Origin of the sequence: Erythrobacter sp., from assembly GCF_040217515.1 — a bacterium.
In the GTDB taxonomy this organism is placed as follows: domain Bacteria; phylum Pseudomonadota; class Alphaproteobacteria; order Sphingomonadales; family Sphingomonadaceae; genus Erythrobacter.
The window spans coordinates 266493-289239 of record NZ_JAVJPT010000005.1; the positions used below are offsets into that span (position 1 = coordinate 266493).

A 22747-nucleotide genomic window follows, 5' to 3' on the forward strand; every position below is an offset into this window, starting at 1 on the left:
TGCGATGTCCTCGCGCCTTTCGGCGCTGCGCGCCGGGGGCTTGTTGACGCTGACATGGGACAGTGTAATCGGATCCTGCAATCGGGGGGAGCATCCGCATGGCCAAGAGCGTCGAACTGGTGTTCGATTTCGTCAGCCCCAACGCCTACCTCGTCTGGTGGCCGCTGAGGGAGTTGTGCGCGCGCCGCGGGGCCGAGCTTGTCGTCACCCCCGTCTTCCTCGCCGGCATGCACCGCATCACCGGCAACGCCCCGCCGATGATCCGCGACAAGGAGGTGCGCGGCAAGAACGAATACGCCCAGCTCGAGATGGAGCGTTTCATCGCCAGGCACGGCCTCGCGAAATACCGCCTGCACCCGCAATTCCCCTTCAATTCGATCACGCTGCAACGCATGTTGGTGGCCGCCTGCGAGGACGGGCGCGGCGTGGACTTTGCCGAGGGGCTGCTGCGCCCGATCTGGGAGGAGGGCATCGACATCGCCGATCCGCAGGCGCTGGGCGCGGCCATTGGCGCGGCGGGTTTCGATCCCGAGGCTCTGTTCGCCCGGGCGCAGGCCGATGCGATCAAGCAGCGCCTCGCCGATACCACCGATGCCGTGGTGGAACGCGGCGCTTTCGGCATCCCGACGCTGTTCGTGCCCGCAGGCGGGGGGCGCGAATCGATGTTCTTCGGCAAGGAGCGCCTCGGCCAGGTCGAAGAGGCGCTCGTCGCCTGATCCGCGGGCGCGTTGCGGGTGCGAAACGCCCGCGTGCTGCGTTGCAAAAATGCCATTCTCCCGCGGCTTCGGGACCCGGTGGTGAAATCGCGCGTTGAGCCCCTTGTGACCCGGTCGGGAATCGTTACCTTGGAGCCACTATGAAAGAGCTGTTCGAACACGCTGCCGTAACCGACGGGGTCACCGTCCGGGTCGCCGTAAACTTCCTGCCGGAACAATCGCATCCCGAAGCCGGCAAATGGTTCTGGGTCTATCACATCCGGATCGAGAACGGCTCGCACGATTCGATCCAGCTGCGCACCCGCCACTGGCGCATCACCGATGCGCGCGGCATGGTGAACCATGTCGACGGCGAAGGCGTGGTCGGCGAACAGCCCGTCCTCGCGCCCGGTGAAAGCCACGATTACGTCTCGGGCTGCCCGCTCACGACGCCGCACGGCTCGATGGAAGGGTTCTACACCTTCACCCGCGCCGACGGCGCGCCCTTCGAAGTGCGAATCCCCTTCTTCCCGCTCGCCGCGCCCGAAACGGCGGACGGGCGCTCCTCCGCCTGATCGCTTCCCCGACAGGGGATGCGTTCGCCCGGCAGCCGGTTCGCCTGACCGATCGCCTGGCAGGGCGCGGCACGGCCGGCCGTGGTGCGCGAAGCCCACGCTTGCCTAGCGCGGGGGCGCTGGCTACTCGCTTGTGCCCGTGAAGCGCACCCATCTTCCCCTCAATGCCCTGCGCGTCTTCGATGCGGCGGCGCGGCACCTTTCGTTCACCCGTGCGGCGGACGAACTGGCCGTCACGCCCGCTGCGGTGGGCCAGCAGATCCGGGCGCTCGAGGATCATCTCGGCGTGGTCCTGTTCCGCCGGACGTCGAAGGGCCTCGAACTCACCTCCGAAGGCGAAGCCGGGCTCGACCCCTTGCGCGAAGGATTCCTGCGTTTCGAGGAGAGCGTGCAGGCGATGCAGGCGGGCCAGGCATCCGACCGCTACACCATCGCCGCGCCGCGCGAATTCTACTCGGTCTGGCTCGCCGCGCGCCTTGCGCGGTTCCGGGCAGGGCGGCCCGATATCCGTTTCATCCTCGCAAGCCACGAAGCCACCGATTTCACCGAGGCCAACCTCGATCTCGCCGTGCGTCTCACCGATGGTCCGGGCGATCTCGAAGGCGTGCAGCTCACCCCCGCGCGCCGTATCACCGTCGCCGCGCCCGGTGCGTCGGCGGAAACCCGTGAGGCGTGGATCGACTGGCCCGGCGCGGCCCTGCCCGAAGGGAGCGACCCCGCGATCCGCGCGGCCAATCCGGGACAGGCGCTCTCCAGCGCCCTTGCCGGGATGGGGCGCACCGTCCTGCCGCTTGCGCTCGCCGAGGGTGCGCTGGCCGATGGCAGGCTCGAAGCGCTCGGCGAGAGCGAGGAGAGCCGCCGCGCCTACTGGCTCCTCGCCCCGCTGCCGCAATGGCGCCAGAAAAAGGTGCGCGCGCTGATCGAATTCCTGACCGCATGACCCGGGTCATGCGCCGCGTCGCCGAACTCGCAACGGATCGGTTCCACCTGCGCGCGCTGCGCCGCTCTGACCTGGCGGCGCTTTATCCGACCATGGCGGACGAAGAGACGGCGCTCTATCTCACCCGCCCCGCCTTCACCTCGCATGGCGAATTGTGGCACTGGCTGGCCGCGCGTGGCTGGCCGGGGCGCACATGGATCGCCGAGGACCGCGAAAGCGGCACGGTCGCCGGGCGCTTCACTGCGGTCCCGGCGAGGCAGGAGGGGGTCGAGGAGATCGGCTATATCGTCTGCCTCGACCGCCGCGGGCAGGGCGTGGCGCGCGAATGCACCGCGGCGCTGGTGCGCCACCTGTTTTCCGATGCGGGCGGGGCCGCGCGCAAGCTCGTCGCCGAGGTCGATACGCGCAACGCGGCCTCGGTCGGCCTGCTCGAATGGCTCGGCTTCACCCGCGAGGCGCATCTGCGCGAATACGAGGAAACCCATGCGGGCATGTGCGACGTCTATCTCTATGGCCTGCTCGCGGCCGAGATCGACCGCGTGCCGCGCGGCTGAGCCCGTGCCCGAGGCCGGTTTCAGGCGCGGCGGCTTGCCAAGGTTTCCATGACCTTCTCGATCGCGGCGTCCGACCATATGAAGAGTTCAAGATCGCGCCTCATCCGGGCCTCGTTCGCGCTGGCGAATTCGGGTTTCTCGAGCGATTCATGCAGCATGTCGGTCAGCCGCGCGCGGATGCCGTCGCCCGCCTCGGCATGGGAGCGCGCTGTCAACGTGGCGGCGCTGTGCATGTCGTCGGCGGCGACCGCGGCGGTGAGCATCACGAGATATTCGAGCGGGCTGGGCGAGGGATTGCTTGCGATCATGCGCGCCAGTTCCGCCCGCGACATGCCGATTTCCGGGCCGTAGCCGGGGCATCCCTGCGCCTCTATATCGATCGCGCCAAGCAGGATCGGATTGGTCCGCGCACGTTCGGTCGCGATCTGCATGTTCAGCTCGGCCGCTTCGCAGCCGTCCTCGCGCAGCAGCAGCTTGGCGACGATGAAATTGGCCCAGGGATCGTAGGGATCCTGTTGCAGCGCGCGATTGAGATCGGCCCAGCCGGGTCCGGCCCGGCGCACGGGCAGGTCCTGCCTGATCCGGTCCTGGTAATAGGCCAGCGCCCGGCGCGCGCGGAAGAACGGCATATAGGCGCTGTCCTGGTGGCGGCTTGCGCATTCATCCAGCAGGTCGTCGACCGCGCGGGCGATATCGCGGCGCGCCTCGATCGCAAGGAAGCACCCATATCCGCTCGCCAGCGGGTCTTCGAGGCTGGCGAACCGATCGTCGGCGACGATGCCGTTGGGCGAAACCACGGTCACGATCGAGGCTTTCACGGTTTCGACGAAGGCATCGGGCCGGGCTCGATCGTATTGCGCGCGGGATCGGAACATCACGTCGCCGTCCCGGTCGGTGAGGATGACGAAGGCGCGCAGGTCTTCACCCGGAGCCTGAACGAAGTTGAGATCGATCCGGTAATCGGGATTTTCCTCGCTGTCCGGGGCGGCGATCCGCGAGACGAGCGAATAGGATGCCATGATCTCGGCATGGCGCGCGGCGAGCTCGGCCATGTCGAGATCGGCATCGCCATTGCCTTCGAGCCCGGAGAAGTCGGAGGCGATGGCGATGGTCGGTTCACCCGTCGGCGGCTCGGGGTCCCTTCCGGACAGCCAGCCGCCGCCGAAAGCCATGGCGGTGGCGAAGGCGCTGAGGAAGGCGATCAGGGCATAACCCGCGACCCGGCGCAGCGTGCCGCCGCGTTCGCCGGGCGGCGCAGGGGGCGCGCCTGCGGAAATGGCCGGGGCATTGGCAGAATAGAGGACCGGGTAGGCTGGGTCATCCGGCTCGGCCTGGGCGAACACGGTGCCGCTGGCGGCCGCTTTTGCCGGGTCCTGCCCGGCGGCTGCCGCGGCGCCGGGCATTTCCACCGGGACCAGCTTGAGCGTGTATTCGCCCGGCTCGATCGTCAGCCGCCGGCCCGCATGGGGCAGGTTGCGGGCATAGTAATTGTCGAGGTTGTTGCGCAGGCGCGAGACCTGGACGCGCGGATAGCTGTCGTTGGAGAGATCGAAATCCGCCGGCTTGCCGAGGCCTTCCACCGCGATATCGTATTGCGTGGGCGGCGGGGCGTTGCGGACGGTGCGTTCGACGAGATATCGCAGCAGCCGCGCCTGTGTCGGAGAGCGCCGGAAGACGTGGTCGTCGAGCACCATGTCGGCTTCGCGAATCACATGATCGGCGAAGGTCATTTTGTGGTACTCGAACTCGTCACGACCCGTGTCCTAAAAGTTAATGCTATGTAAACTTACCGTGTAACGTGCGTTACCGATTGCTCGATTTCCCGAAAGCCGACGGCGATACGGGACGTTACTTACACCGTTTCAAACTGACATAGCCAGCTTTTTCGGCAGACAATGCGGCCCATGCAGTACGCTGCGGTGCCATGCCTCTGCCTTGCCGTTTTCGGCCTCACGACAGGACATGATGCCTGCGCCCGGGATGCGCAACGGGCCGAAGTCTCCAAGCCTTCGGCGGTCGCATCCGGCACGGCGACTGTGCGGATCCTTTCGGGTGTCCGGCTGGACTGGTCCCCGGCCGGCCCCGAAGGGATCCGGATCACCGTGCACGGCCGCGAGATAAGCGCCGGCATATCAAGGTCAAGGGTCGTCCGACATCGCGCGGCGGACGGGAAAAGGGAGGTCTGTCGCTATGTCGATTTCGCATGAACGCCCCGTTCGATCGCCGCAGCAGGGTCCGTCCCGCTCCGAAATACGGGAATCCATCATGGATGGCCCGTGCGAGCGGCGCGGGGACAACCGCGTCAAGTCCGCCTATCGCCCCGGCTGCGTGCTGCTGCCCGGGCGCATGGTGCTGGGCGTGATCCGCAACCTGTCCAAAGGCGGGGCGATGATCGAGCTCGACGAGCGGATCGAGCCGGGCACCGAGGTGCGCTATTTCTGGGACGAGACGAACATCATGGACGCCGTCGTCGCCTGGGCCGACGGGCGCGCGCACGGGCTCGAGAACGCCGAGCATGCGCGTCCTTTCGACAACCCGTTCCCCTATCGCTCGGTCCGCGTGCCCTGCGCGATGCGGGCCGAGCTGTGGGTCGGCGGGCAGCGCCGGTTCGCCGATATCGAGAACCTGTCGCTGGGCGGCGTGTGCCTGCGCGGCCTCGCCGCCTGCCGGGGCGCTTTGCTGACGGTCAAGCTCGGCGATGTCGAATTGTGCAATGCCACCGTGCGCTGGGTGCGCGAAGGGGTTGCCGGGGTGCGTTTCGAAAGGCCGCTCACGCGCGGCGACCTCGCCCGCATCCTGCGCGGCTTCGGCGAGGAAGCCGCGCTGGTCGAGGGCATCGACGCCGCCCACCGCGAGTGAGCCGCCGCCGCCGGGCCCGCAGCGGCGCCGCCTAGTCCGCGCCGTCCTCCTCCGCCGCCGCGGCCTCCGCCTCGTCCCCCTTCACCGCGCGTTCGAGGTCGAGCGCCATCGCCCGCACCTTGGCATCGATCGCCGCGCGCACCCGCGCGATCTGCGCCGGGTCGTTCGCCCGTTCGCGGTTCTCCTCCTCGATCTCGCGGCGGATGCGTTCATAGACCGGGTGGCCGGGCGCGATATGCGCGCTGGGAGCATAGCGGTCCGCCAGCCGCGCGCGCAGGAAGAACATCACCAGCGCATCGTTATAGCGCCGCTCGCTCCCTACGATTTCCCCGCGATGGAGGATCGGCTTTTCCTCCCCGTGAAGCGCGCGGGCGAGCGCCGAATCCTCCAGCCGCGTCATCGCCCTGTCGAGCGCCGCATCCCACGCCGCGCGAAAGCCCTCGGCCCCCGGCCTCTGGCGCAGCTTGTAAAGCGCCTCGAGGCTCTTGCCGACATGGCGAGCGGCCTCCTTGACGATGCCGGTCGCGGCGAGGTGCGTGATGAAGGCGCGCTGCACGTCCGGCGTGATCGAGTTGCGGCGCGGGGAGACATGCGGCACCGGCACGAAATCGAGCAGCGGATCATCGGGCGCAGGCGGCGCGATTTCGAACGCGGTGGTCGAGGTCGCCTGGCGCGGGACGGCGCGCTTGTTGCGCAGGATGGGACGATTGGGATCGCGCGAGATCGGCGCTGTGGAGCGGGGTTTGGTCATAGCCTGCGGGGAGATTGCAGATTTTTGCAGGGTAGGAAAATGGAGTCTTGTCAAAGGCGCTCGCATCAGCATTTTGCTCGTCATGCGACTGACTTACCCTTTGATCTGCTATTCTCTTAGCCTTTTACTGCTCGCCCTGACGGTTGGGATCTTTCAACTTGGTGGATCGGACGATGTTGTCGGGTCGGCTAGTCCGGGTGATGCGCAGATTGAGGTGTCCAATAAAGAGGCCGAAGGCGTGATCGATCAGTTGAGATACGAGCGTGATATCGCAAACATCCGCGCGGATGTTCTCAGCCAACAATCATCGTGGTTCGAAATCCTGATAGCGGCGTTCGGCATCTTGATTAGTGTAATCGTGATCTACTTCGCATTCCGATTTGGTAACGCGGCCGTTGCCGAGGCGAAATTGGCAGCATTGCAGGCCACAGAAACCGAACGACAAACTCTTCTCGATATGGTCGAGGAGGCCAAAACGAAGCTGAAAGAGATCGAGGATCATCGTTCGGCGGCGGAAGCTCTCGCAAATACGCCTCTTGGAGAAGAGCCCAAGGATGATGAGAACCGACAGTCAATTAGAGAAATCGCAAAAGCTGCCATTGCAAAACCTAAGGCCGAAAGAACGGTTGACGACTTTCGGGCGCTGATTGTTCAAGCTGTCATGGACAAGGACTGGCCCTGTGTGCTGCGGCGCGCGCGAGCGATGGAGTATCTTTTTGATGAAGCGGACCCGAAAGATGCAGTTTTTGCATTGTTCTACCGAGGCGTTGCTCATTCGATGCTTGAGCAATTTCATGCGGGGCTTGACGCCTACACCGAGCTAGTTGAGCGATTTGGAGAAACCGAAGACGAAGGAACGCGCAGCGCATTTGCAGCGGCGCTGGTGAACAAGGGCATCACCCTTGGCCAGCTTGAGAAGCCCGAGGATGAAATCGCGGTCTATGACGATCTGGTCCGTCGCTTCGGCGAAAGCGAGGAGCCTGCCCTGCGCGAACAGGTTGCCATGGCGCTGGTGAACAAGGGGGTGGCGCTTGCAAGAATGAAAAAACTCGACGATGCAAGATTGGTATTTGAGGAAACGGCAATACGCTTCGAAAAATCAGATGAGACAGGTGTACGAAAGCAGGTTACAGATGCCCTGTTCAATTTAGCTTGTGTGCACGCGCTTAAGGGCAGGGTCGCGGATACGATTGATGCCCTCAAGCGCTTGGCCGCTCAGCAGGGTTTTCTCGATTGCGATAGGATCAAAAACGATCCCGATTTCGATCTTGTTCGTGACCGCGCGACCTTCAAAAGGTATCTGGTGAGTCAGGGTTGCGAGCCAGACCAAGCCTCCTAAGCTCTATCCACACCCTTGACCCCGCCCCAAATCCAACATAAAGGCCCGCTCGTTCGGTGAGCGTTGGCCTTTGCGCCGTTCGCTCAAGCCGAAAGACATAGAGCTGAACAATGGCGGTCCTCGTCCCTTCGGCCCGTGCCTCGCATGCGAGGCGGGCCTTTCGTGTTTGGGGCAGCCGTCAGAGTAACCCTTCGGTGGCCTGGTGGGCCGTTCAGGTGGGTGGAGCGTTTCGGCTTGTTCCTCGCGAGCTCCTGCGCAGGCAGGAGCCTCCCGGACGCAGGCGGAGCGCTTGCGGCATGAGGTCCCTGCCTCCGCAGGGACTCACGGGTGGGAGCAAGGCTGGTCCTTTCCACACATCGACGGTTTCGACTGGTCGCCGGTCCGGCCAGCGCCCTCGGGCGCGCGCCGCGAATATGAATTTGTGGGTTCTCCTCCCGCGTCGAAGCCAGCGGCAAGCGCCGCGCCCCTTCGGCGAAAATGGGGACCGCCCCCGCCCTCGGGCTGGTGCAACAGAATTGAGGATTATCGAACCTCATCAGGAAAAGTGGGCACCACTTTTCCGCCCGGATGAGGTGACAAAAAGGATTACCTCATCAGGAAAAGTGGCTCCCACTTTTCCGCCCGGATGAGGTGAGCAAGCGAGGAACGAGCGAAAAACATGCCGACTATCAACCAGCTGGTCCGCAAGGGCCGCATCCCGCAGAAGGCCAAGAGCAAGGTCCCTGCGATGGAGCAGAACCCGCAGAAGCGCGGCGTGTGCACCCGTGTCTATACGACGACCCCGAAGAAGCCGAACTCCGCGCTGCGGAAAGTCGCCAAGGTGCGTCTCACCAACCAGCGCGAGGTCATCTCCTACATCCCGGGCGAGGGCCACAACCTGCAGGAGCACTCGGTCGTGCTGATCCGCGGCGGGCGTGTGCGCGACCTTCCCGGCGTGCGCTACCACGTGCTGCGCGGCGTTCTCGACACGCAGGGCGTGAAGGATCGCAAGCAATCGCGTTCGAAGTACGGGGCCAAGCGGCCGAAGTAAGAGTTTTTGTTGGGGGCGCTTTCGGCATCCGCCGAAAGCGCGTGCCTTGCCGGCCCTCTCCCCCGCCCTTCCGCCCTTGAGGTTACACTTCCGGGTGGATGGGGGGGGGAGAGGGCCGGCAAGGCCCCACTCCGAAGGAGTAGAAGAAGATGTCACGTCGTCGTCGTCCCGAAAAGCGGGAAATCCTGCCCGATCCCAAGTTCAAGGATCAGGTGCTCTCGAAGTTCATGAACAACCTCATGTATGACGGGAAAAAGGCCGTTGCCGAGAAGATCGTCTATGGCGCGCTCGACACGGTCGAGGCCAAGGCCAAGGCCGATCCGGTGCAGCTGTTCCACGATGCGCTCAACAACGTGAAGCCGCAGGTCGAGGTGCGCTCCCGCCGGGTTGGCGGTGCGACCTACCAGGTTCCCGTCGAAGTGCGTCCCGAGCGTGCCCAGGCTCTCGCGATCCGCTGGCTGATCACGGCCGCGCGCGGGCGTCCGGAGACGACCATGGCCGCGCGCCTGTCGGGCGAGCTGATGGATGCGGCCAACAATCGCGGCAATGCGGTCAAGAAGCGTGAGGACACGCACCGGATGGCCGATGCGAACCGTGCGTTCTCGCACTACCGCTGGTAGGCGAGGCGTGCGCCGGCTGAGGCGGGGGCTGTCGATAATGGCGCTCCCCGTCTTACCGCCGTCACAATAATCCCTATATGGGGCGCGCTCGGACCATGGGGTCCGGTGAGGGGCTGGAGGAAATCGGCCCGGCGCTCCAACAAAGCTTGAGGAAACCACCATGGCACGCAGCCATCCGATCGAACGCTACCGCAATATCGGTATCATGGCGCATATCGACGCCGGCAAGACCACTACGACCGAGCGGATCCTGTATTACACCGGCAAGTCCTACAAGATTGGCGAAGTGCACGATGGCGCCGCGACCATGGACTGGATGGAACAGGAACAGGAACGCGGGATTACCATCACCTCGGCCGCGACCACGACTTTCTGGCGCGCCAATGACGGTGAAGGCGAAGAGCACCGCATCAACATCATCGACACCCCCGGACACGTGGACTTCACGATCGAAGTCGAGCGTTCGCTGCGAGTGCTCGATGGCGCCGTCGCAGTATTCGACGGAGTTGCCGGGGTCGAACCGCAGTCGGAAACAGTCTGGCGTCAGGCGGACAAGTATAAAGTCCCGCGGATGTGCTTCATCAACAAGTTGGACCGCACCGGCGCCGATTTCTATTACTGTGTCCAGTCGATTATTGACCGCCTCGGCGCGACTCCGCTCGTGCTTTATCTCCCGATCGGCGCGGAAAGCGATCTTCAGGGTGTCGTCGATCTCGTGAATAATCGCGGCATCGTGTGGGAGTCCGAAGGCCTCGGCGCGAAGTTCAATTACGTCGACATCCCCGATGATCTCCAGGGCAAGGCCGCCGAATATCGCGAGAAGCTGATTGAACTCGCCGTCGAACAGGACGACGACGTGATGGAAGCCTATCTCGAGGGCAACGAGCCCGACGTCGACACGCTCAAGCGGCTCATCCGCAAGGGCACGATGGCCCGTGCCTTCGTGCCCGTGCTGTGCGGCTCTGCGTTCAAGAACAAGGGCGTGCAGCCCCTGCTAGACGCGGTCATCGACTACATGCCTTCGCCGATCGACGTTCCCCCGATCGAAGGCGTGCTGCCCGACAGTGAGGAAAAGGCGACTCGTCCGTCTTCGGACGACGAGCCCTTCGCCGCGCTCGCGTTCAAGATCATGAATGACCCCTTCGTTGGTTCGCTCACCTTCACCCGGATCTATTCGGGCAAGCTGTCGAAGGGCGGCGTGCTCAATTCGGTCAAGGACAAGAAGGAAAAGATCGGGCGCATGCTGCTCATGCACTCGAACAACCGCGAGGATATCGAGGAAGCATCGGCCGGCGACATCGTTGCGATCGCGGGCCTCAAGGAGACGACCACCGGCGACACGCTGTGCGCGCCGAACGCTCCGATCATTCTCGAGCGGATGGAGTTCCCCGATCCCGTTATCGAGCTTTCGGTCGAACCCAAGACCAAGGCCGACCAGGAGAAAATGGGCGTCGCGCTCAACCGTCTCGCGGCCGAGGATCCTTCCTTCCGCGTTTCGACCGATCACGAATCCGGCCAGACGATCATCAAGGGCATGGGCGAGCTTCACCTCGACATTCTCGTCGACCGTATGAAGCGCGAATTCAAGGTCGAGGCCAATGTCGGCGCGCCGCAGGTGGCCTACCGCGAATCGCTCGCGAAGGAAGTCGAGCTCACCTACACCCACAAGAAGCAGTCGGGCGGCTCGGGCCAGTTCGGCGAGGCGAAGGTCGTCGTCACCCCGGGTGAACGCGGCCAGGGCATCGTCTTCGAGGACGAGATCAAGGGCGGCAACATTCCGCGCGAATACATCCCGTCGGTGGAAAAGGGCATGCGCGAGCAGGCCGAAAGCGGCCATCTCGTCGGCTTCCCGATCATCGACTTCACGATCCGGCTCGTCGACGGCAAGTATCACGATGTCGACTCCAGCACCGTCGCCTTCGAGATCACCGGTCGCGGCGCCATGCGCGAGGCCGCACAGAAGGCCGGGATCAAGCTGCTCGAGCCGGTGATGCGGGTCGAGGTCGTGACGCCCGAGGATTATCTCGGCGACGTGATCGGCGACCTCAACAGCCGTCGCGGCCAGATCCAGGGCACCGACAGCCGGGGCAATGCGCAGGCGGTAGAGGCTTTCGTCCCGCTTGCGAACATGTTCGGCTACGTCAACGAACTGCGCTCCTTCACGCAAGGGCGCGCGCAGTACACGATGCAGTTCTCGCATTACGACGAAGTCCCCGCGAACGTCGCGCAGGAGGTCAAGGAGAAGCTTGCCTAAGCGGCAAAGCAAGGCTAGGGGCGGCGCCTGTTTCGAGCGGGCCCGCCCTTTCTCCCGCTAAGAAATCATCTCAAGAGAAGGTAAAACTGAGAAATGGCGAAGGAAAAATTTGAGCGGAACAAGCCGCACTGCAACATCGGCACGGTCGGTCACGTCGACCATGGCAAGACTACGCTGACCGCCGCGATCACCAAGGTCATGGCGGAAGTCTATGGCGGTGCGGCCGTCGATTTCGCGAATATCGACAAGGCTCCCGAAGAACGCGAGCGCGGCATCACCATCTCGACTGCCCATGTCGAATACGAAACCGACAAGCGTCACTACGCCCACGTCGACTGCCCCGGCCACGCCGACTATGTGAAGAACATGATCACCGGCGCGGCGCAGATGGACGGCGCCATCCTCGTCGTGAACGCCGCCGACGGCCCCATGCCGCAGACCCGCGAGCACATCCTGCTCGCCCGTCAGGTCGGCGTGCCGGCGCTGGTGGTCTATCTCAACAAGGTCGACCAGGTCGATGACGAGGAAATCCTCGAGCTCGTCGAACTCGAAGTGCGCGAACTGCTTTCGGATTACGACTTCGACGGCGATAACATTCCGATCATCAAGGGATCGGCTCTGGCCGCTCTCGAAGGTCGCGACGACGAGATCGGCAAGAACTCGATCGTCGAGCTTATGAACGCCGTCGACGAGCACATCCCGCAGCCCGACCGTCCGGTCGACAAGGACTTCCTGATGCCGATCGAGGACGTGTTCTCGATCTCGGGTCGCGGCACTGTCGTCACCGGCCGTGTCGAAACCGGCATCGTGAAGGTCGGCGACGAAGTCGAGATCGTCGGCATCAAGGACACTACCAAGACGACTGTCACCGGCGTCGAGATGTTCCGCAAGCTGCTCGATTCGGGTGAAGCCGGCGACAATATCGGCGCTCTCATCCGCGGCGTCGCCCGTGACGATGTGGAGCGCGGCCAGGTTCTCGCCAAGCCGGGTTCTGTCACCCCGCACACCGAGTTCAGCGCCGAAGTCTACGTGCTGTCGAAGGACGAAGGCGGTCGTCACACGCCGTTCTTCGCCAACTACCGCCCGCAGTTCTATTTCCGCACCACGGACGTGACCGGCGAAGTGATCCTTCCCGAAGGCACCGAGATGGTCATGCCGGGCGACAATGTGACGATCGGCGTGAAGCTCATCGCTCCGATCGCCATGGACGAAGGTCTGCGCTTCGCGATCCGCGAAGGCGGTCGCACGGTCGGTTCGGGCGTGGTCTCGAAGATCACCAAGTAAGCCTCTTGCCCTGCAAGGGGTGGGTCGAAAAATTCGGGGCCCGGTTCGCCGCTGGTGAGCCGGGCCCCAATTTATGGAAGCCCCGCAAAAGCCGGCATCGGCGAGGGCGGGGCGGCCCTTCGCGGTTTGGCGTAAGTTCGGTGACAGAAGGGGGCTTGCGCTCCCACCCGCGTCTCCGTATATGCCCGCCATCGCTGTCGGGATTCGTTTCGGCTGCAACGAAATTCAACAAGGCCGCCCGTTCCGGTTTCACCGGGCTAAAGCGGGGCGGGCCTTTTATTTTTGGAGCGTGATCCTTCGGGGAGACGCTTCTGGCTCTTTCGCATCGGTAGCAGGACATGGAAGCACAGAATATCCGCATTCGCCTCAAGGCGTTCGACCACCGCGTTCTCGACCAGGCAACTGGCGAGATTGCCGACACCGCTCGGCGCACGGGTGCTCTTATTCGTGGCCCCATTCCCCTGCCGACGCGGATCGAGAAGTTCACCGTGAACCGTGGCCCGCACATCGACAAGAAGTCGCGCGAGCAGTTCGAGGTGCGCACCTACAAGCGGCTGCTGGACATCGTGCAGCCGAACGCCCAGACGGTCGATGCGCTGATGAAGCTCGACCTTGCTGCGGGCGTCAATGTCGAGATCAAGCTCGCCTGAGGCGTGATCTCGGTCTTCCCGGCGGACCTTAACCGGCCGGGCGATTTTCAAGGGGCTCCAACGGCCCCGCCGCTCCCACGGGATCGGCAAGACATTGGGATACCGCCGGCAAATGCCGGGCTGCGTCCCCCGTCTCGCTCCGACGACCATCTGGTCGTCACGAGCAGTTCAGCCCGGACGGGGCGATGCAACACAATTCGGGCTGGCAAGCACCTGGGGATGGTCCCCTTGTGCCTCTGTGTAGGAGTCAATGACGATGCGCACTGGCGTGATCGCAAAAAAAGTCGGGATGACCCGCCTCTTCCAGGAGGATGGACGGCATGTGCCGGTCACCGTTCTCGCGCTTGAGGACTGCCAGGTCGTCTCGCACCGCACCGCTGACACTGACGGTTATTTCGCCGTTCAGCTCGGCGCGGGCGAAGCGAAACAGAAGAACGTGGCCAAGCCGCAGCGCGAGCACTTCGCGAAAGCGGGCGTCGGCCTCAAGCAGCGCACGGCCGAATTCCGTGTCGAAGGCGAAGACGGCCTGATGCCGGTGGGCGCGCAGATCAGCGCGGATCACTTCGTCGCGGGTCAGAAGGTCGACATCACCGGCCACACGCAGGGCAAGGGCTTTGCCGGCGCGATGAAGCGCTGGGGCTTCGGCGGCCTTCGTGCCAGCCACGGCGTGTCGATCTCGCACCGTTCGCACGGTTCGACCGGTCAGAACCAGGATCCGGGCAAGGTCTTCAAGGGCAAGAAGATGGCGGGCCACATGGGCGACCGCCAGCGCACCCAGATGAATCTCGAAGTGGTTCGCACCGATTCCGAACGGGGCCTGCTCTTCATCAAGGGTTCTGTGCCCGGTTCGAAGAATGGCTGGCTGCTTGTGCGTGACGCGGTCAAGCTGCCGCTTCCCGAAGATGCACCGTTCCCCGGTGCCGTGATCGAGAAGAATGCGCCCGCGAATGAAGAACCCGCTGCCGAGGCCCCGGTCGATCAGGCCGCGGGCGACGTAGCTGCAGACACTCCCGCGCCCGAGGCCGATGCCCCGGCCGGCGACGCAAGCAAGGAAGACTGAGCCATGAAGGTGAAGGTCCAGAAAATCGACGGCAAGGCGTCGGGCGATATCGAACTGTCGGATGACGTGTTCGGGGTCGCGCCGCGCGCCGATATCCTGCACCGGGTCGTGACCTGGCAGCTTGAAAACCGCCGTGCCACCGCCCGCCCGACGCGTGAACGCGCCGACGTTGCGCGCACAGGCAAGAAGTTCGTCCGCCAGAAGGGGTCGGGCGGAGCTCGCCACGGCGACCGCAAGGCTCCGATCTTCATCGGCGGCGGCAAGGCGCACGGCGCGCGCAAGCGTGACTTCGAACAGTCGCTCAACAAGAAGGTCCGCGCGCTCGGCCTCAAGATGGCGCTTTCGACCAAGGCGAAGGAAGGGCTCGTCGTCGTCGACAGCCTCGAACTCGCCGAAGCCAAGACGAAGGTCCTCAAGGGCCATCTCGCCAAGGCGGGTCTCGACGGCAAGGTGCTGGTGATCGACGGCGACGCGGTGAATGACGGCTTCAGGAAGGCTGCCGGTAACCTCCCGGGCGTCAACGTGCTCCCGGCGATGGGTGCCAATGTCTACGACATTCTCAACCATGACACGCTGGTCCTGACCAAGGACGCGGTCGAAAAGCTGGAGGCGCGCTTCAATGGCTAAGAAGAGCGAGATCGATGCGCGTCACTATGACGTGATTCTGGCGCCGCATATCACCGAGAAGTCCACCTTGGCTTCCGAGAACAATGCGGTTGTGTTCCGCGTGGCGAACGATGCGACGAAGCCGCAGATCAAGGAAGCGGTAGAGGCGATCTACGACAAGAAGGTCGTCGCGGTGAACACGATCGTCACCAAGGGCAAGTCGAAGCGCTGGCGGGGCAAGCCCTACAAGCGTTCGGATTTCAAGAAGGCTGTCGTGAGGCTCGCCGAAGGCGAGATGATCGACATAACCAGCGGTATCTGAGGCGTTAGCGAACAATGGCACTCAAGAACTACAAACCGACAAGCCCGGCGCGCCGCGGCCTGATCTTGATCGACAAGACCCAGCTCTGGAAGGGCAAGCCGGTCAAGTCGCTCACCGAGGGCAAGCGCAAGACCGGTGGCCGCAACAACAAGGGCCATGTCACGAGCCGGGGTATCGGCGGCGGTAACAAGCAGAAGTACCGCGTGATCGATTTCAAGCGGCGCAAGTGGGATGTCCCCGCGACGGTCGAGCGGATCGAATACGATCCGAACCGCACCGCGTTCATCGCTCTCGTCAAGTACGAGGACGGCGAACAGGCCTATATCCTGTGCCCGCAGCGTCTTGCCGTGGGCGACACGATCGTGGCGGGCGAAAAGGCCGACACCAAGCCGGGCAATGCGATGCTTCTCGGCCAGATGCCGGTCGGCACGATCTGCCACAATGTCGAGATGAAGCCGGGCAAGGGCGGTCAGATCGCGCGCAGCGCGGGCGCTTATGTTCAGCTCGTGGGTCGCGACCGCGGCATGGTCATCGTGCGGCTCAATTCGGGCGAGCAGCGTTATCTGCGCGCCGATTGCATGGGGACGGTCGGAGCGGTTTCGAACCCTGACAACCAGAACCAGAATTTCGGCAAGGCCGGTCGCACCCGCTGGAAGGGCCGTCGTCCGCTGACCCGCGGCGTCGCCAAGAACCCGGTCGATCACCCCCATGGCGGCGGCGAAGGCCGCACCAGCGGTGGCCGTCACCCGGTCACCCCCTGGGGCAAGCCGACCAAGGGTGCGCGCACCCGCAAGAACAAGCAGACGGACAAAGACATCATCCGTTCGCGTCACGCGAAGAAGAAGAGGTAAGGCACGATGGCACGTTCCGTCTGGAAAGGTCCGTTCGTCGAACTCAGCCTGCTGAAAAAGGCCGAGGAAGCTCAGGATGCCGGTGGCAGCAAGCCGATCAAGACCTGGTCGCGTCGCTCCACCATCCTGCCGCAGTTCGTCGGGCTCACGTTCAACGTCTATAACGGGCAGAAATTCATCCCCGTCTCGGTTTCGGAAGAGATGGTCGGTCACAAGCTCGGCGAGTTCGCACCCACGCGCAACTTCCCCGGCCACGCTGCCGACAAGAAGGGCAAGCGATAATGGGCAAGGCAAAAGCACCCCGCCGCGTCGGCGATAACGAGGCGCTGGCTGTCGGGACCACGATCCGTGGTTCCGCGCAGAAGCTGAATCTCGTCGCCGAGCTGATCCGCGGCAAGAAGGCCGAAGAGGCTCTCAACATCCTCGAATTCTCGAAAAAGGGAATGGCGAAGGACGCGAAGAAGGTTCTCGCTTCCGCGATCGCCAATGCCGAGAACAATCACAATCTCGACGTCGATGCACTGGTGGTTGCCGAGGCTTCCGTCGGCAAGTCGATCACCATGAAGCGGTTCCACACGCGCGGCCGCGGCAAGTCGACCCGGATCCTCAAGCCCTTCAGCCGGCTGCGGATCGTCGTGCGCGAAGAGGAAGAGGCGTAAACCATGGGCCAGAAGAGCAATCCGATCGGTCTGCGCCTGCAGATCAACCGCACCTGGGACAGTCGCTGGTACGCCGAAGGGCGTGACTATGCCGGCCTGCTCAAGGAAGACATCGAGATGCGCAAGTTCATCCTCGAGAGCGTGCCGCAGGCCGCGATCTCGAAGGTGGTGATCGAGCGTCCGGCCAAGCTGTGCCGGGTTTCGATCTATGCCGCACGTCCGGGTGTTATCATCGGCAAGAAGGGTGCCGACATCGAGAAGCTGCGTTCCAAGCTTTCGGCGATGACCGACAGCGAAGTGAAGCTGAACATCGTCGAGATCCGCAAGCCGGAAATCGATGCGAAGCTCGTTGCGCAGGGCATTGCCGACCAGCTCGTTCGGCGCGTTGCGTTCCGCCGCGCTATGAAGCGTGCGATGCAGTCGGCCATGCGCCTCGGCGCCGAAGGCATCCGTATCGTTTGCGGCGGCCGTCTGGGCGGGGCGGAAATCGCCCGTGTCGAACAGTATCGCGAAGGCCGCGTGCCGCTTCACACGTTGCGCGCCAATATCGACTATGCCGAAACCGAAGCGCTGACCGCTTACGGGATCATCGGCATCAAGGTGTGGATCTTCAAGGGCGAGATCCTCGGCCACGATCCGACCGCGCAGGACCGTCTGATGATGGAATCGCAGACTTCGGGGGTGCGTCCGGCCCGCTGAGCGGAACCGGCGCCAGATAGGTAAGAGACAATGCTGCAACCGAAGAAAACCAAGTATCGCAAGGCTTTCAAGGGCAAGATCAAGGGCGAGGCCAAGGGTGGCACGACCTTGAATTTCGGCTCCTACGGCCTCAAGGCGATGGAACCGGAGCGGATTACCGCCCGCCAGATCGAGGCCGCGCGCCGTGCGATCACGCGCCACATCAAGCGCCAGGGTCGCCTGTGGATCCGTGTCTTCCCCGATGTGCCGGTGTCCAAGAAGCCTGCCGAAGTGCGTCAGGGTAAGGGCAAGGGCTCGGTCGAATACTGGGCCGCGCGCGTCAAGCCTGGCCGTATCCTGTTCGAGCTCGACGGTGTCCCCGGTCCGCTCGCTGCATCCGCTTTCGAGCGCGCCGCGATGAAGCTGCCGATCAAGACCAAGGTCGTCGCCCGCTTCGGCGACAATTCTCACAAGGAGGGCGAATGATGGCCAACACCGAAGACCTCCGTGCGAAGACCGACGACCAGCTCACCAGCGAGCTGACCGATCTCAAGCGCGAGCAGTTCAACCTGCGCTTCCAGGCCGCGACGAACCAGCTCGAGAACCCGGCGCGGATCCGCGAGGTGCGCCGCACCATCGCCAAGATCAAGACGCTGCAGAACGAGCGCGCCAAGAGCGCGGCGGAAAAGGCTTAAGGAGCAGACAATGCCGAAACGTATCCTGATCGGGACTGTCACCTCCGACAAGACCGACAAGACCGTGACCGTGAAGGTTGAACGCAAGGTGAAGCACCCGCTTTACGGGAAGATCATCCGTCGTTCGAAGAACTATCACGCGCACGACGAAAACAACCAGTACCATGTCGGCGACGTGGTGCGGATCGAGGAATGCCGGCCGATCTCCAAGACCAAGACTTGGACGGTCAAGGACGAGGTGGTTTCGGGCGGCACGCAGGCGATCGAAGCCGATCTCGATGTCGAGGCGGCGGGTAACTGACGCCACACGAATTACACGATAAGGAACTGCCGGACTGGTTCCGGCAAGCCATTGAGAAGGAAACGGATCGATGATCCAGATGCAATCCAATCTCGACGTCGCGGACAATAGCGGCGCCAAGCGCGTCCAGTGCATCAAGGTGCTGGGCGGCTCGAAGCGGCGTTTTGCCTCCGTCGGCGACGTGATCGTGGTCTCCGTGAAGGAGGCCCAGCCGCGTGCCAAGGTCAAGAAGGGCGACGTTCACCGCGCGGTGATCGTGCGCACCCGCAAGGACGTTCGCCGTCCCGATGGCAGCGTGATCCGCTTCGACAGCAATGCCGCGGTTCTCGTGAACAAGCAGGAAGAGCCGATCGGTACGCGTATCTTCGGCCCGGTGGTTCGCGAACTGCGCGGCCGCGGCTTCATGAAGATCATTTCGCTCGCTCCGGAGGTGCTCTGATCATGGCATCTGCAAAGATTCGCAAGGGCGACAGCGTCGTCGTGCTTTCGGGCAGGGACAAGGGCCGGACTGGTACGGTCGCCCAGGTCCTGCCGAAAGAAGGCAAGATCGTTGTCGAGGGCGTCAATGTCGTCGCCCGTCACCGCAAGCCGAGCCAGGCCAATCCGCAAGGTGGCATCGACCGTTTCCCGGCTCCGATGGACATCTCCAAGGTTGCGCTGGCCGATCCCAAGGATGGCAAGCCCACCCGCGTCCGCTTCGAGGAGAAGGACGGTCGCAAGGTGCGCGTTGCCGTGAAGAGTGGGGAGACCATCGATGGCTGATTACACTCCGCGCCTGCGCGCCAAGTATGACGAGGAAATCGTCAAGGCGATGACCGACAAGTTCGGTTACAAGAATCGCCTCGAAGTGCCGCGGCTTGAAAAGATCACGCTCAACATGGGCGTGGGCGAAGCCAGCCAGGACAAGAAGAAGGTCCAGACGGCTGCCGAGGAAATGGCGCTGATCGCCGGCCAGAAGCCGGTCATCACCAAGGCCAAGAAGTCGATCGCCCAGTTCAAGCTGCGCGAAGGCATGCCGATCGGTTGCAAGGTCACCCTTCGCCGTGAACGCATGTACGAATTTCTCGACCGGCTTGTCACCATCGCCATGCCGCGCATCCGTGACTTTCGCGGGCTGAATGCGCGCTCGTTCGACGGGCGTGGCAATTACGCGATGGGGCTGAAGGAACAGATCGTGTTCCCGGAAATCAGCTATGACCGGATCGAGAAGGTGCGGGGCATGGACATCATCGTCACGACCACCGCCAAGACCGATGAAGAGGCGCGCGAATTGTTGCGTCTGTTCGGCTTCCCCTTCGAAGGCGAAGCCAAGGGCGAACAGAAGGAGGCGGCGTGAGCCGTCCCCTAGTAGAGACACGAAAGAAGAGAGCTTAAGTCCATGGCGAAACTGAGTTCGATCAACAAGAACGAGCGTCGCAAGAAGCTCGTTAAGAAGTATGCGGCCAAGTACGAGAAGCTGAAGGCGATCGCGAATGACGAGAGCCTCGATGAGACCGAGCGTCTCATGGCGCGTCTCAAGATGGCCGAGATCCCGCGCAATGCGAACCCGACCCGGGTGCGCAACCGTTGCGCCACCACCGGCCGCCCGCGCGGCTATTACCGCAAGTTCGGCATCAACCGCATCGAACTGCGTCAGCTTGGCAACCGGGGCATGATCCCGGGCCTGACCAAGTCGAGCTGGTGAGGACCTGACAGATGGCTATGACCGATCCCCTGGGTGACATGCTCACCCGCATCCGCAACGGCCAGCAGGCGAAGAAGGATTCCGTCCTTTCGCCGGCTTCCAAGCTGCGCGCGAACGTGCTCGAGGTTCTCCAGCGTGAAGGCTACATCCGTGGCTATTCCGAGGACGAGAGCGGCAAGCACAAGGCGCTGCGGATCGAACTGAAATATTTCGAAGGCGAGCCGGCGATCAAGCACGTCGCGCGCGTTTCCAAGCCGGGCCGGCGCATTTATTCGGGCAGCAAGGAGCTTCCCACGGTGCGCAACGGCCTCGGCATCACCATCGTCTCGACCCCGCGCGGCGTTCTCTCGGACGCAGAGGCCCGTGCGAGCAATGTCGGCGGCGAAGTGCTGGCGGAGGTGTTCTGATGAGCCGCATCGGCAAGAAGCCGGTGGCGATCCCCTCGGGCGTCACCGCCAATATCGACAATGGCATCCTCAGTGTGAAGGGCCCGAAGGGTACGCTCACCATGGGGTTGTCCGACCTGGTCGAGTACAAGGTCGAGGACGGGTCGATTTCGGTCAACCCGGCCAATGACAGCCAGAAGGCCCGTGCCTACTGGGGCATGCAGCGTACCATGGTTTCGAACCTCGTGGAGGGCGTGACCGAAGGCTTCACCAAGACGCTCGAGATCGCCGGTGTCGGCTTTCGCGCGCAGGCACAGGGCAAGAAACTCAAGCTTCAGCTTGGTTTCAGCCACGATGTCGACCTCGACGTGCCCGAGGGCCTCGAGGTGAAGACACCCGACCAGACCACGGTCGAGATTTCGGGCATCGACAAGCAGGCCGTCGGCCAGTTCGCTGCCGAGATCCGCGAACTTCGCAAGCCCGAGCCCTACAAGGGCAAGGGCATCAAGTATCGCGGCGAGTACATCTTCCGCAAGGAAGGGAAGAAGAAGTAAGATGGCAAAGCTTTCCCTTTTCGAACGTCGCCGCTTGCGAGTGCGCAGCGCGCTGCGCAAGCGCTCGGGCGACAAGCCGCGCCTGTCGGTGCATCGCACCGGCAAGCATATCTATGCGCAGATCATCGACGACGCGCAGGGACGCACCCTGGCGGCCGCTTCGACGCTCGGCGCGGCGGGCAGCGGCGCGAATGTCGAGGCCGCGAGCAAGGTCGGCAAGGACATCGCCGAGGCCGCCCAGAAGGCGGGCGTGACCACTGTCGTGTTCGATCGCGGCGGGTTCCTCTACCATGGCCGCGTCAAGGCGCTGGCCGATGCCGCCCGCGAAGGCGGGCTGGAGTTTTGATGATGGCCGAGAACAACGAAAACACCGAGAACACCGAGGCGACGGAAAACGCTGCAACTTCGGCTCCGGACGCGCAGACCGAAGCCAAGGCGGAAACCCCTTCCGAAGCCGCCGACAACCAGTCGCCCTCGCAGGAGCCCGCGGCCCAGCCGACCGAGGAGCCCAGGCAACAGGGCCGCGGTCGCGGCGGTCGGGGCGGCCGTGACGGCGGCGGCGGCGGTGGCGGTCGCGGCCGGGGCCGCGGTCGCGACGGCGGCCGCGGCGGCCGACGCGAGGAAGAGGACGACGGCATCATCGAGAAGCTCGTCCACATCAACCGCGTCTCCAAGACCGTGAAGGGCGGCAAGCGCTTCGGTTTCGCAGCCCTAGTGGTTGTCGGCGACGGTCAGGGCCGCGTCGGTTTCGGTCACGGCAAGGCCCGCGAGGTGCCGGAAGCCATCACCAAGGCAACGGCTGCTGCGCGCAAGAAGATGATCCGCGTGCCGCTCAAGGAAGGCCGCACGCTGCACCATGATGCCAAGGGTCATTTCGGCGCGGGCAAGGTCACCGTCCGCACCGCGCCCCCCGGGACCGGCATCATCGCCGGCGGTCCGATGCGCGCCGTGTTCGAGAGCCTTGGCGTTGCCGATGTCGTGACCAAGTCGGTCGGGACCTCGAACCCCTACAACATGATCCGCGCCACTTTCGACGCGCTGACCAACCAGACTTCGCCCAAGTCGGTCGCCCAGCGTCGCGGCAAGAAGGTCGCCGACCTGCTCGGTCGCGGCGGTGCGAACGAAGCTGAGGCGGACGCCGACGCTGCGGCGATTGTGGAGTAACTGGCAATGGCTACCATCAAGATCAAGCAGGTGGGCTCGCCCATCCGTCGTCCCGAAGCCCAGCGCAAGACGCTGATCGGCCTCGGTCTGGGCAAGATGCACAAGGTCGTGGAGCGCGAGGATACCCCGGAAATCCGGGGCATGGTCGCCAAGATTCCGCATCTGGTCGAGATCGTCGAATAACCGACCCGTGAGTCCCCGCGCAAGCGGGGCCCTCGAGCCGTAGGCGGATCGCC

The 22747-nt window shown here is 63.8% G+C and carries 32 protein-coding genes; 30 read left to right on the forward strand and 2 right to left on the reverse strand.

Going from position 1 to position 22747, the window contains the following annotated elements:
- Nucleotides 1-98: 98 nt before the first annotated feature.
- From RIB52_RS07255 to RIB52_RS07270, 4 genes are all read left to right on the forward strand, one after another.
- Entirely contained in the window at nucleotides 99-716 is a 618-nt protein-coding gene (locus RIB52_RS07255; protein WP_350174420.1) for a 2-hydroxychromene-2-carboxylate isomerase, read from the forward strand.
- A gap of 140 nt (nucleotides 717-856) precedes the next feature.
- Nucleotides 857-1270 (forward strand): Co2+/Mg2+ efflux facilitator ApaG/CorD, encoded by a 414-nt coding sequence (apaG, locus tag RIB52_RS07260; protein WP_350174422.1) that lies wholly within the window; start codon nucleotides 857-859, stop codon nucleotides 1268-1270.
- A gap of 139 nt (nucleotides 1271-1409) precedes the next feature.
- Nucleotides 1410-2210, forward strand: coding sequence for a LysR family transcriptional regulator (locus tag RIB52_RS07265; protein WP_350174424.1), 801 nt, complete (start codon nucleotides 1410-1412; stop codon nucleotides 2208-2210).
- Nucleotides 2207-2764, forward strand: coding sequence for a GNAT family N-acetyltransferase (locus RIB52_RS07270; protein ID WP_350174427.1), 558 nt, complete (start codon nucleotides 2207-2209; stop codon nucleotides 2762-2764). The genes RIB52_RS07265 and RIB52_RS07270 overlap by 4 nt, the downstream gene beginning before the upstream one ends.
- A gap of 20 nt (nucleotides 2765-2784) precedes the next feature.
- Here RIB52_RS07270 and RIB52_RS07275 read toward each other — a convergent pair whose 3' ends face one another.
- Nucleotides 2785-4494, reverse strand: coding sequence for a hypothetical protein (locus RIB52_RS07275; RefSeq protein ID WP_350174429.1), 1710 nt, complete (start codon nucleotides 4492-4494; stop codon nucleotides 2785-2787).
- Between the two features lie 535 nt (nucleotides 4495-5029).
- Between RIB52_RS07275 and RIB52_RS07280 the strand changes: the two genes are divergently transcribed.
- Nucleotides 5030-5623 carry a PilZ domain-containing protein gene (locus tag RIB52_RS07280; protein WP_350174431.1) on the forward strand — a complete coding sequence of 198 codons (594 nt, stop codon included), beginning with the start codon at nucleotides 5030-5032 and terminating at the stop codon, nucleotides 5621-5623.
- 31 nt (nucleotides 5624-5654) lie between these two features.
- On the opposite strand, the gene RIB52_RS07285 is transcribed toward RIB52_RS07280, so the two are convergent.
- On the reverse strand, nucleotides 5655-6374 hold the full coding sequence (locus tag RIB52_RS07285) for a hypothetical protein (RefSeq protein WP_350174433.1): 720 nt from the start codon (nucleotides 6372-6374) through the stop codon (nucleotides 5655-5657).
- An 82-nt stretch (nucleotides 6375-6456) separates the two neighbouring features.
- Here RIB52_RS07285 and RIB52_RS07290 point away from each other — a divergent pair, with 82 nt between their 5' ends.
- The 25 genes from RIB52_RS07290 (at nucleotide 6457) to rpmD (ending at nucleotide 22694) form a co-directional block, all read left to right on the forward strand.
- Complete coding sequence (locus RIB52_RS07290) at nucleotides 6457-7713, forward strand: tetratricopeptide repeat protein (RefSeq protein WP_350174435.1); 1257 nt, start codon at nucleotides 6457-6459, stop codon at nucleotides 7711-7713.
- Between the two features lie 658 nt (nucleotides 7714-8371).
- Nucleotides 8372-8743 carry a 30S ribosomal protein S12 gene (rpsL, locus tag RIB52_RS07295; protein WP_350174437.1) on the forward strand — a complete coding sequence of 124 codons (372 nt, stop codon included), beginning with the start codon at nucleotides 8372-8374 and terminating at the stop codon, nucleotides 8741-8743.
- Nucleotides 8744-8892: 149 nt separating this feature from the next.
- Entirely contained in the window at nucleotides 8893-9363 is a 471-nt protein-coding gene (rpsG, locus tag RIB52_RS07300; RefSeq protein WP_350174439.1) for a 30S ribosomal protein S7, read from the forward strand.
- A 160-nt stretch (nucleotides 9364-9523) separates the two neighbouring features.
- Entirely contained in the window at nucleotides 9524-11617 is a 2094-nt protein-coding gene (gene fusA, locus RIB52_RS07305; RefSeq protein ID WP_350174441.1) for an elongation factor G, read from the forward strand.
- 93 nt (nucleotides 11618-11710) lie between these two features.
- A complete protein-coding gene (gene tuf, locus RIB52_RS07310) occupies nucleotides 11711-12901 on the forward strand; it encodes an elongation factor Tu (protein ID WP_350174443.1) in 1191 nt (396 codons plus the stop codon).
- A gap of 338 nt (nucleotides 12902-13239) precedes the next feature.
- A complete protein-coding gene (gene rpsJ, locus RIB52_RS07315) occupies nucleotides 13240-13551 on the forward strand; it encodes a 30S ribosomal protein S10 (protein ID WP_034905023.1) in 312 nt (103 codons plus the stop codon).
- 256 nt (nucleotides 13552-13807) lie between these two features.
- Nucleotides 13808-14611 carry a 50S ribosomal protein L3 gene (gene rplC, locus RIB52_RS07320; protein ID WP_350174777.1) on the forward strand — a complete coding sequence of 268 codons (804 nt, stop codon included), beginning with the start codon at nucleotides 13808-13810 and terminating at the stop codon, nucleotides 14609-14611.
- Between the two features lie 3 nt (nucleotides 14612-14614).
- Nucleotides 14615-15238: a 50S ribosomal protein L4 gene (rplD, locus tag RIB52_RS07325; protein ID WP_350174446.1), complete on the forward strand. Its 624-nt coding sequence runs from the start codon at nucleotides 14615-14617 to the stop codon at nucleotides 15236-15238.
- A complete protein-coding gene (locus tag RIB52_RS07330; RefSeq protein WP_350174448.1) occupies nucleotides 15231-15539 on the forward strand; it encodes a 50S ribosomal protein L23 in 309 nt (102 codons plus the stop codon). The genes rplD and RIB52_RS07330 overlap by 8 nt, the downstream gene beginning before the upstream one ends.
- A 14-nt stretch (nucleotides 15540-15553) precedes the next feature.
- Nucleotides 15554-16390 (forward strand): 50S ribosomal protein L2, encoded by an 837-nt coding sequence (rplB, locus tag RIB52_RS07335; RefSeq protein ID WP_350174450.1) that lies wholly within the window; start codon nucleotides 15554-15556, stop codon nucleotides 16388-16390.
- Between the two features lie 6 nt (nucleotides 16391-16396).
- On the forward strand, nucleotides 16397-16672 hold the full coding sequence (gene rpsS, locus RIB52_RS07340; RefSeq protein ID WP_350174452.1) for a 30S ribosomal protein S19: 276 nt from the start codon (nucleotides 16397-16399) through the stop codon (nucleotides 16670-16672).
- Nucleotides 16672-17049 carry a 50S ribosomal protein L22 gene (gene rplV / locus RIB52_RS07345; RefSeq protein ID WP_350174454.1) on the forward strand — a complete coding sequence of 126 codons (378 nt, stop codon included), beginning with the start codon at nucleotides 16672-16674 and terminating at the stop codon, nucleotides 17047-17049. The genes rpsS and rplV overlap by 1 nt, the downstream gene beginning before the upstream one ends.
- A gap of 3 nt (nucleotides 17050-17052) precedes the next feature.
- Entirely contained in the window at nucleotides 17053-17748 is a 696-nt protein-coding gene (gene rpsC, locus RIB52_RS07350; protein ID WP_350174456.1) for a 30S ribosomal protein S3, read from the forward strand.
- Between the two features lie 30 nt (nucleotides 17749-17778).
- Nucleotides 17779-18213 (forward strand): 50S ribosomal protein L16, encoded by a 435-nt coding sequence (rplP, locus tag RIB52_RS07355; protein WP_350174458.1) that lies wholly within the window; start codon nucleotides 17779-17781, stop codon nucleotides 18211-18213.
- Nucleotides 18213-18422: a 50S ribosomal protein L29 gene (rpmC, locus tag RIB52_RS07360; RefSeq protein WP_350174779.1), complete on the forward strand. Its 210-nt coding sequence runs from the start codon at nucleotides 18213-18215 to the stop codon at nucleotides 18420-18422. The genes rplP and rpmC overlap by 1 nt, the downstream gene beginning before the upstream one ends.
- A 10-nt stretch (nucleotides 18423-18432) precedes the next feature.
- Nucleotides 18433-18723, forward strand: a complete 291-nt coding sequence (rpsQ, locus tag RIB52_RS07365) for a 30S ribosomal protein S17 (protein WP_350174460.1) — start codon at nucleotides 18433-18435, stop codon at nucleotides 18721-18723.
- Between the two features lie 70 nt (nucleotides 18724-18793).
- Nucleotides 18794-19162 (forward strand): 50S ribosomal protein L14, encoded by a 369-nt coding sequence (gene rplN, locus RIB52_RS07370; RefSeq protein ID WP_350174462.1) that lies wholly within the window; start codon nucleotides 18794-18796, stop codon nucleotides 19160-19162.
- A 2-nt stretch (nucleotides 19163-19164) separates the two neighbouring features.
- The gene (rplX, locus tag RIB52_RS07375; RefSeq protein WP_350174464.1) at nucleotides 19165-19485 is read left to right on the forward strand and encodes a 50S ribosomal protein L24; all 321 of its coding nucleotides are present in this window, start codon (nucleotides 19165-19167) and stop codon (nucleotides 19483-19485) included.
- Entirely contained in the window at nucleotides 19478-20059 is a 582-nt protein-coding gene (gene rplE, locus RIB52_RS07380) for a 50S ribosomal protein L5 (RefSeq protein WP_350174466.1), read from the forward strand. The genes rplX and rplE overlap by 8 nt, the downstream gene beginning before the upstream one ends.
- A 42-nt stretch (nucleotides 20060-20101) precedes the next feature.
- Nucleotides 20102-20407 carry a 30S ribosomal protein S14 gene (gene rpsN / locus RIB52_RS07385; RefSeq protein WP_034905004.1) on the forward strand — a complete coding sequence of 102 codons (306 nt, stop codon included), beginning with the start codon at nucleotides 20102-20104 and terminating at the stop codon, nucleotides 20405-20407.
- A gap of 11 nt (nucleotides 20408-20418) precedes the next feature.
- Nucleotides 20419-20814, forward strand: a complete 396-nt coding sequence (gene rpsH, locus RIB52_RS07390) for a 30S ribosomal protein S8 (RefSeq protein ID WP_350174468.1) — start codon at nucleotides 20419-20421, stop codon at nucleotides 20812-20814.
- Nucleotides 20814-21347, forward strand: coding sequence for a 50S ribosomal protein L6 (gene rplF, locus RIB52_RS07395; protein ID WP_350174470.1), 534 nt, complete (start codon nucleotides 20814-20816; stop codon nucleotides 21345-21347). Before rpsH ends, rplF begins: the two co-directional genes overlap by 1 nt.
- A gap of 1 nt (nucleotide 21348) precedes the next feature.
- Nucleotides 21349-21693 carry a 50S ribosomal protein L18 gene (rplR, locus tag RIB52_RS07400; protein ID WP_350174472.1) on the forward strand — a complete coding sequence of 115 codons (345 nt, stop codon included), beginning with the start codon at nucleotides 21349-21351 and terminating at the stop codon, nucleotides 21691-21693.
- On the forward strand, nucleotides 21693-22511 hold the full coding sequence (rpsE, locus tag RIB52_RS07405; protein ID WP_350174474.1) for a 30S ribosomal protein S5: 819 nt from the start codon (nucleotides 21693-21695) through the stop codon (nucleotides 22509-22511). The genes rplR and rpsE overlap by 1 nt, the downstream gene beginning before the upstream one ends.
- Before the next feature lie 6 nt (nucleotides 22512-22517).
- Nucleotides 22518-22694, forward strand: a complete 177-nt coding sequence (gene rpmD, locus RIB52_RS07410) for a 50S ribosomal protein L30 (RefSeq protein ID WP_350174476.1) — start codon at nucleotides 22518-22520, stop codon at nucleotides 22692-22694.
- Nucleotides 22695-22747: the final 53 nt, after the last annotated feature.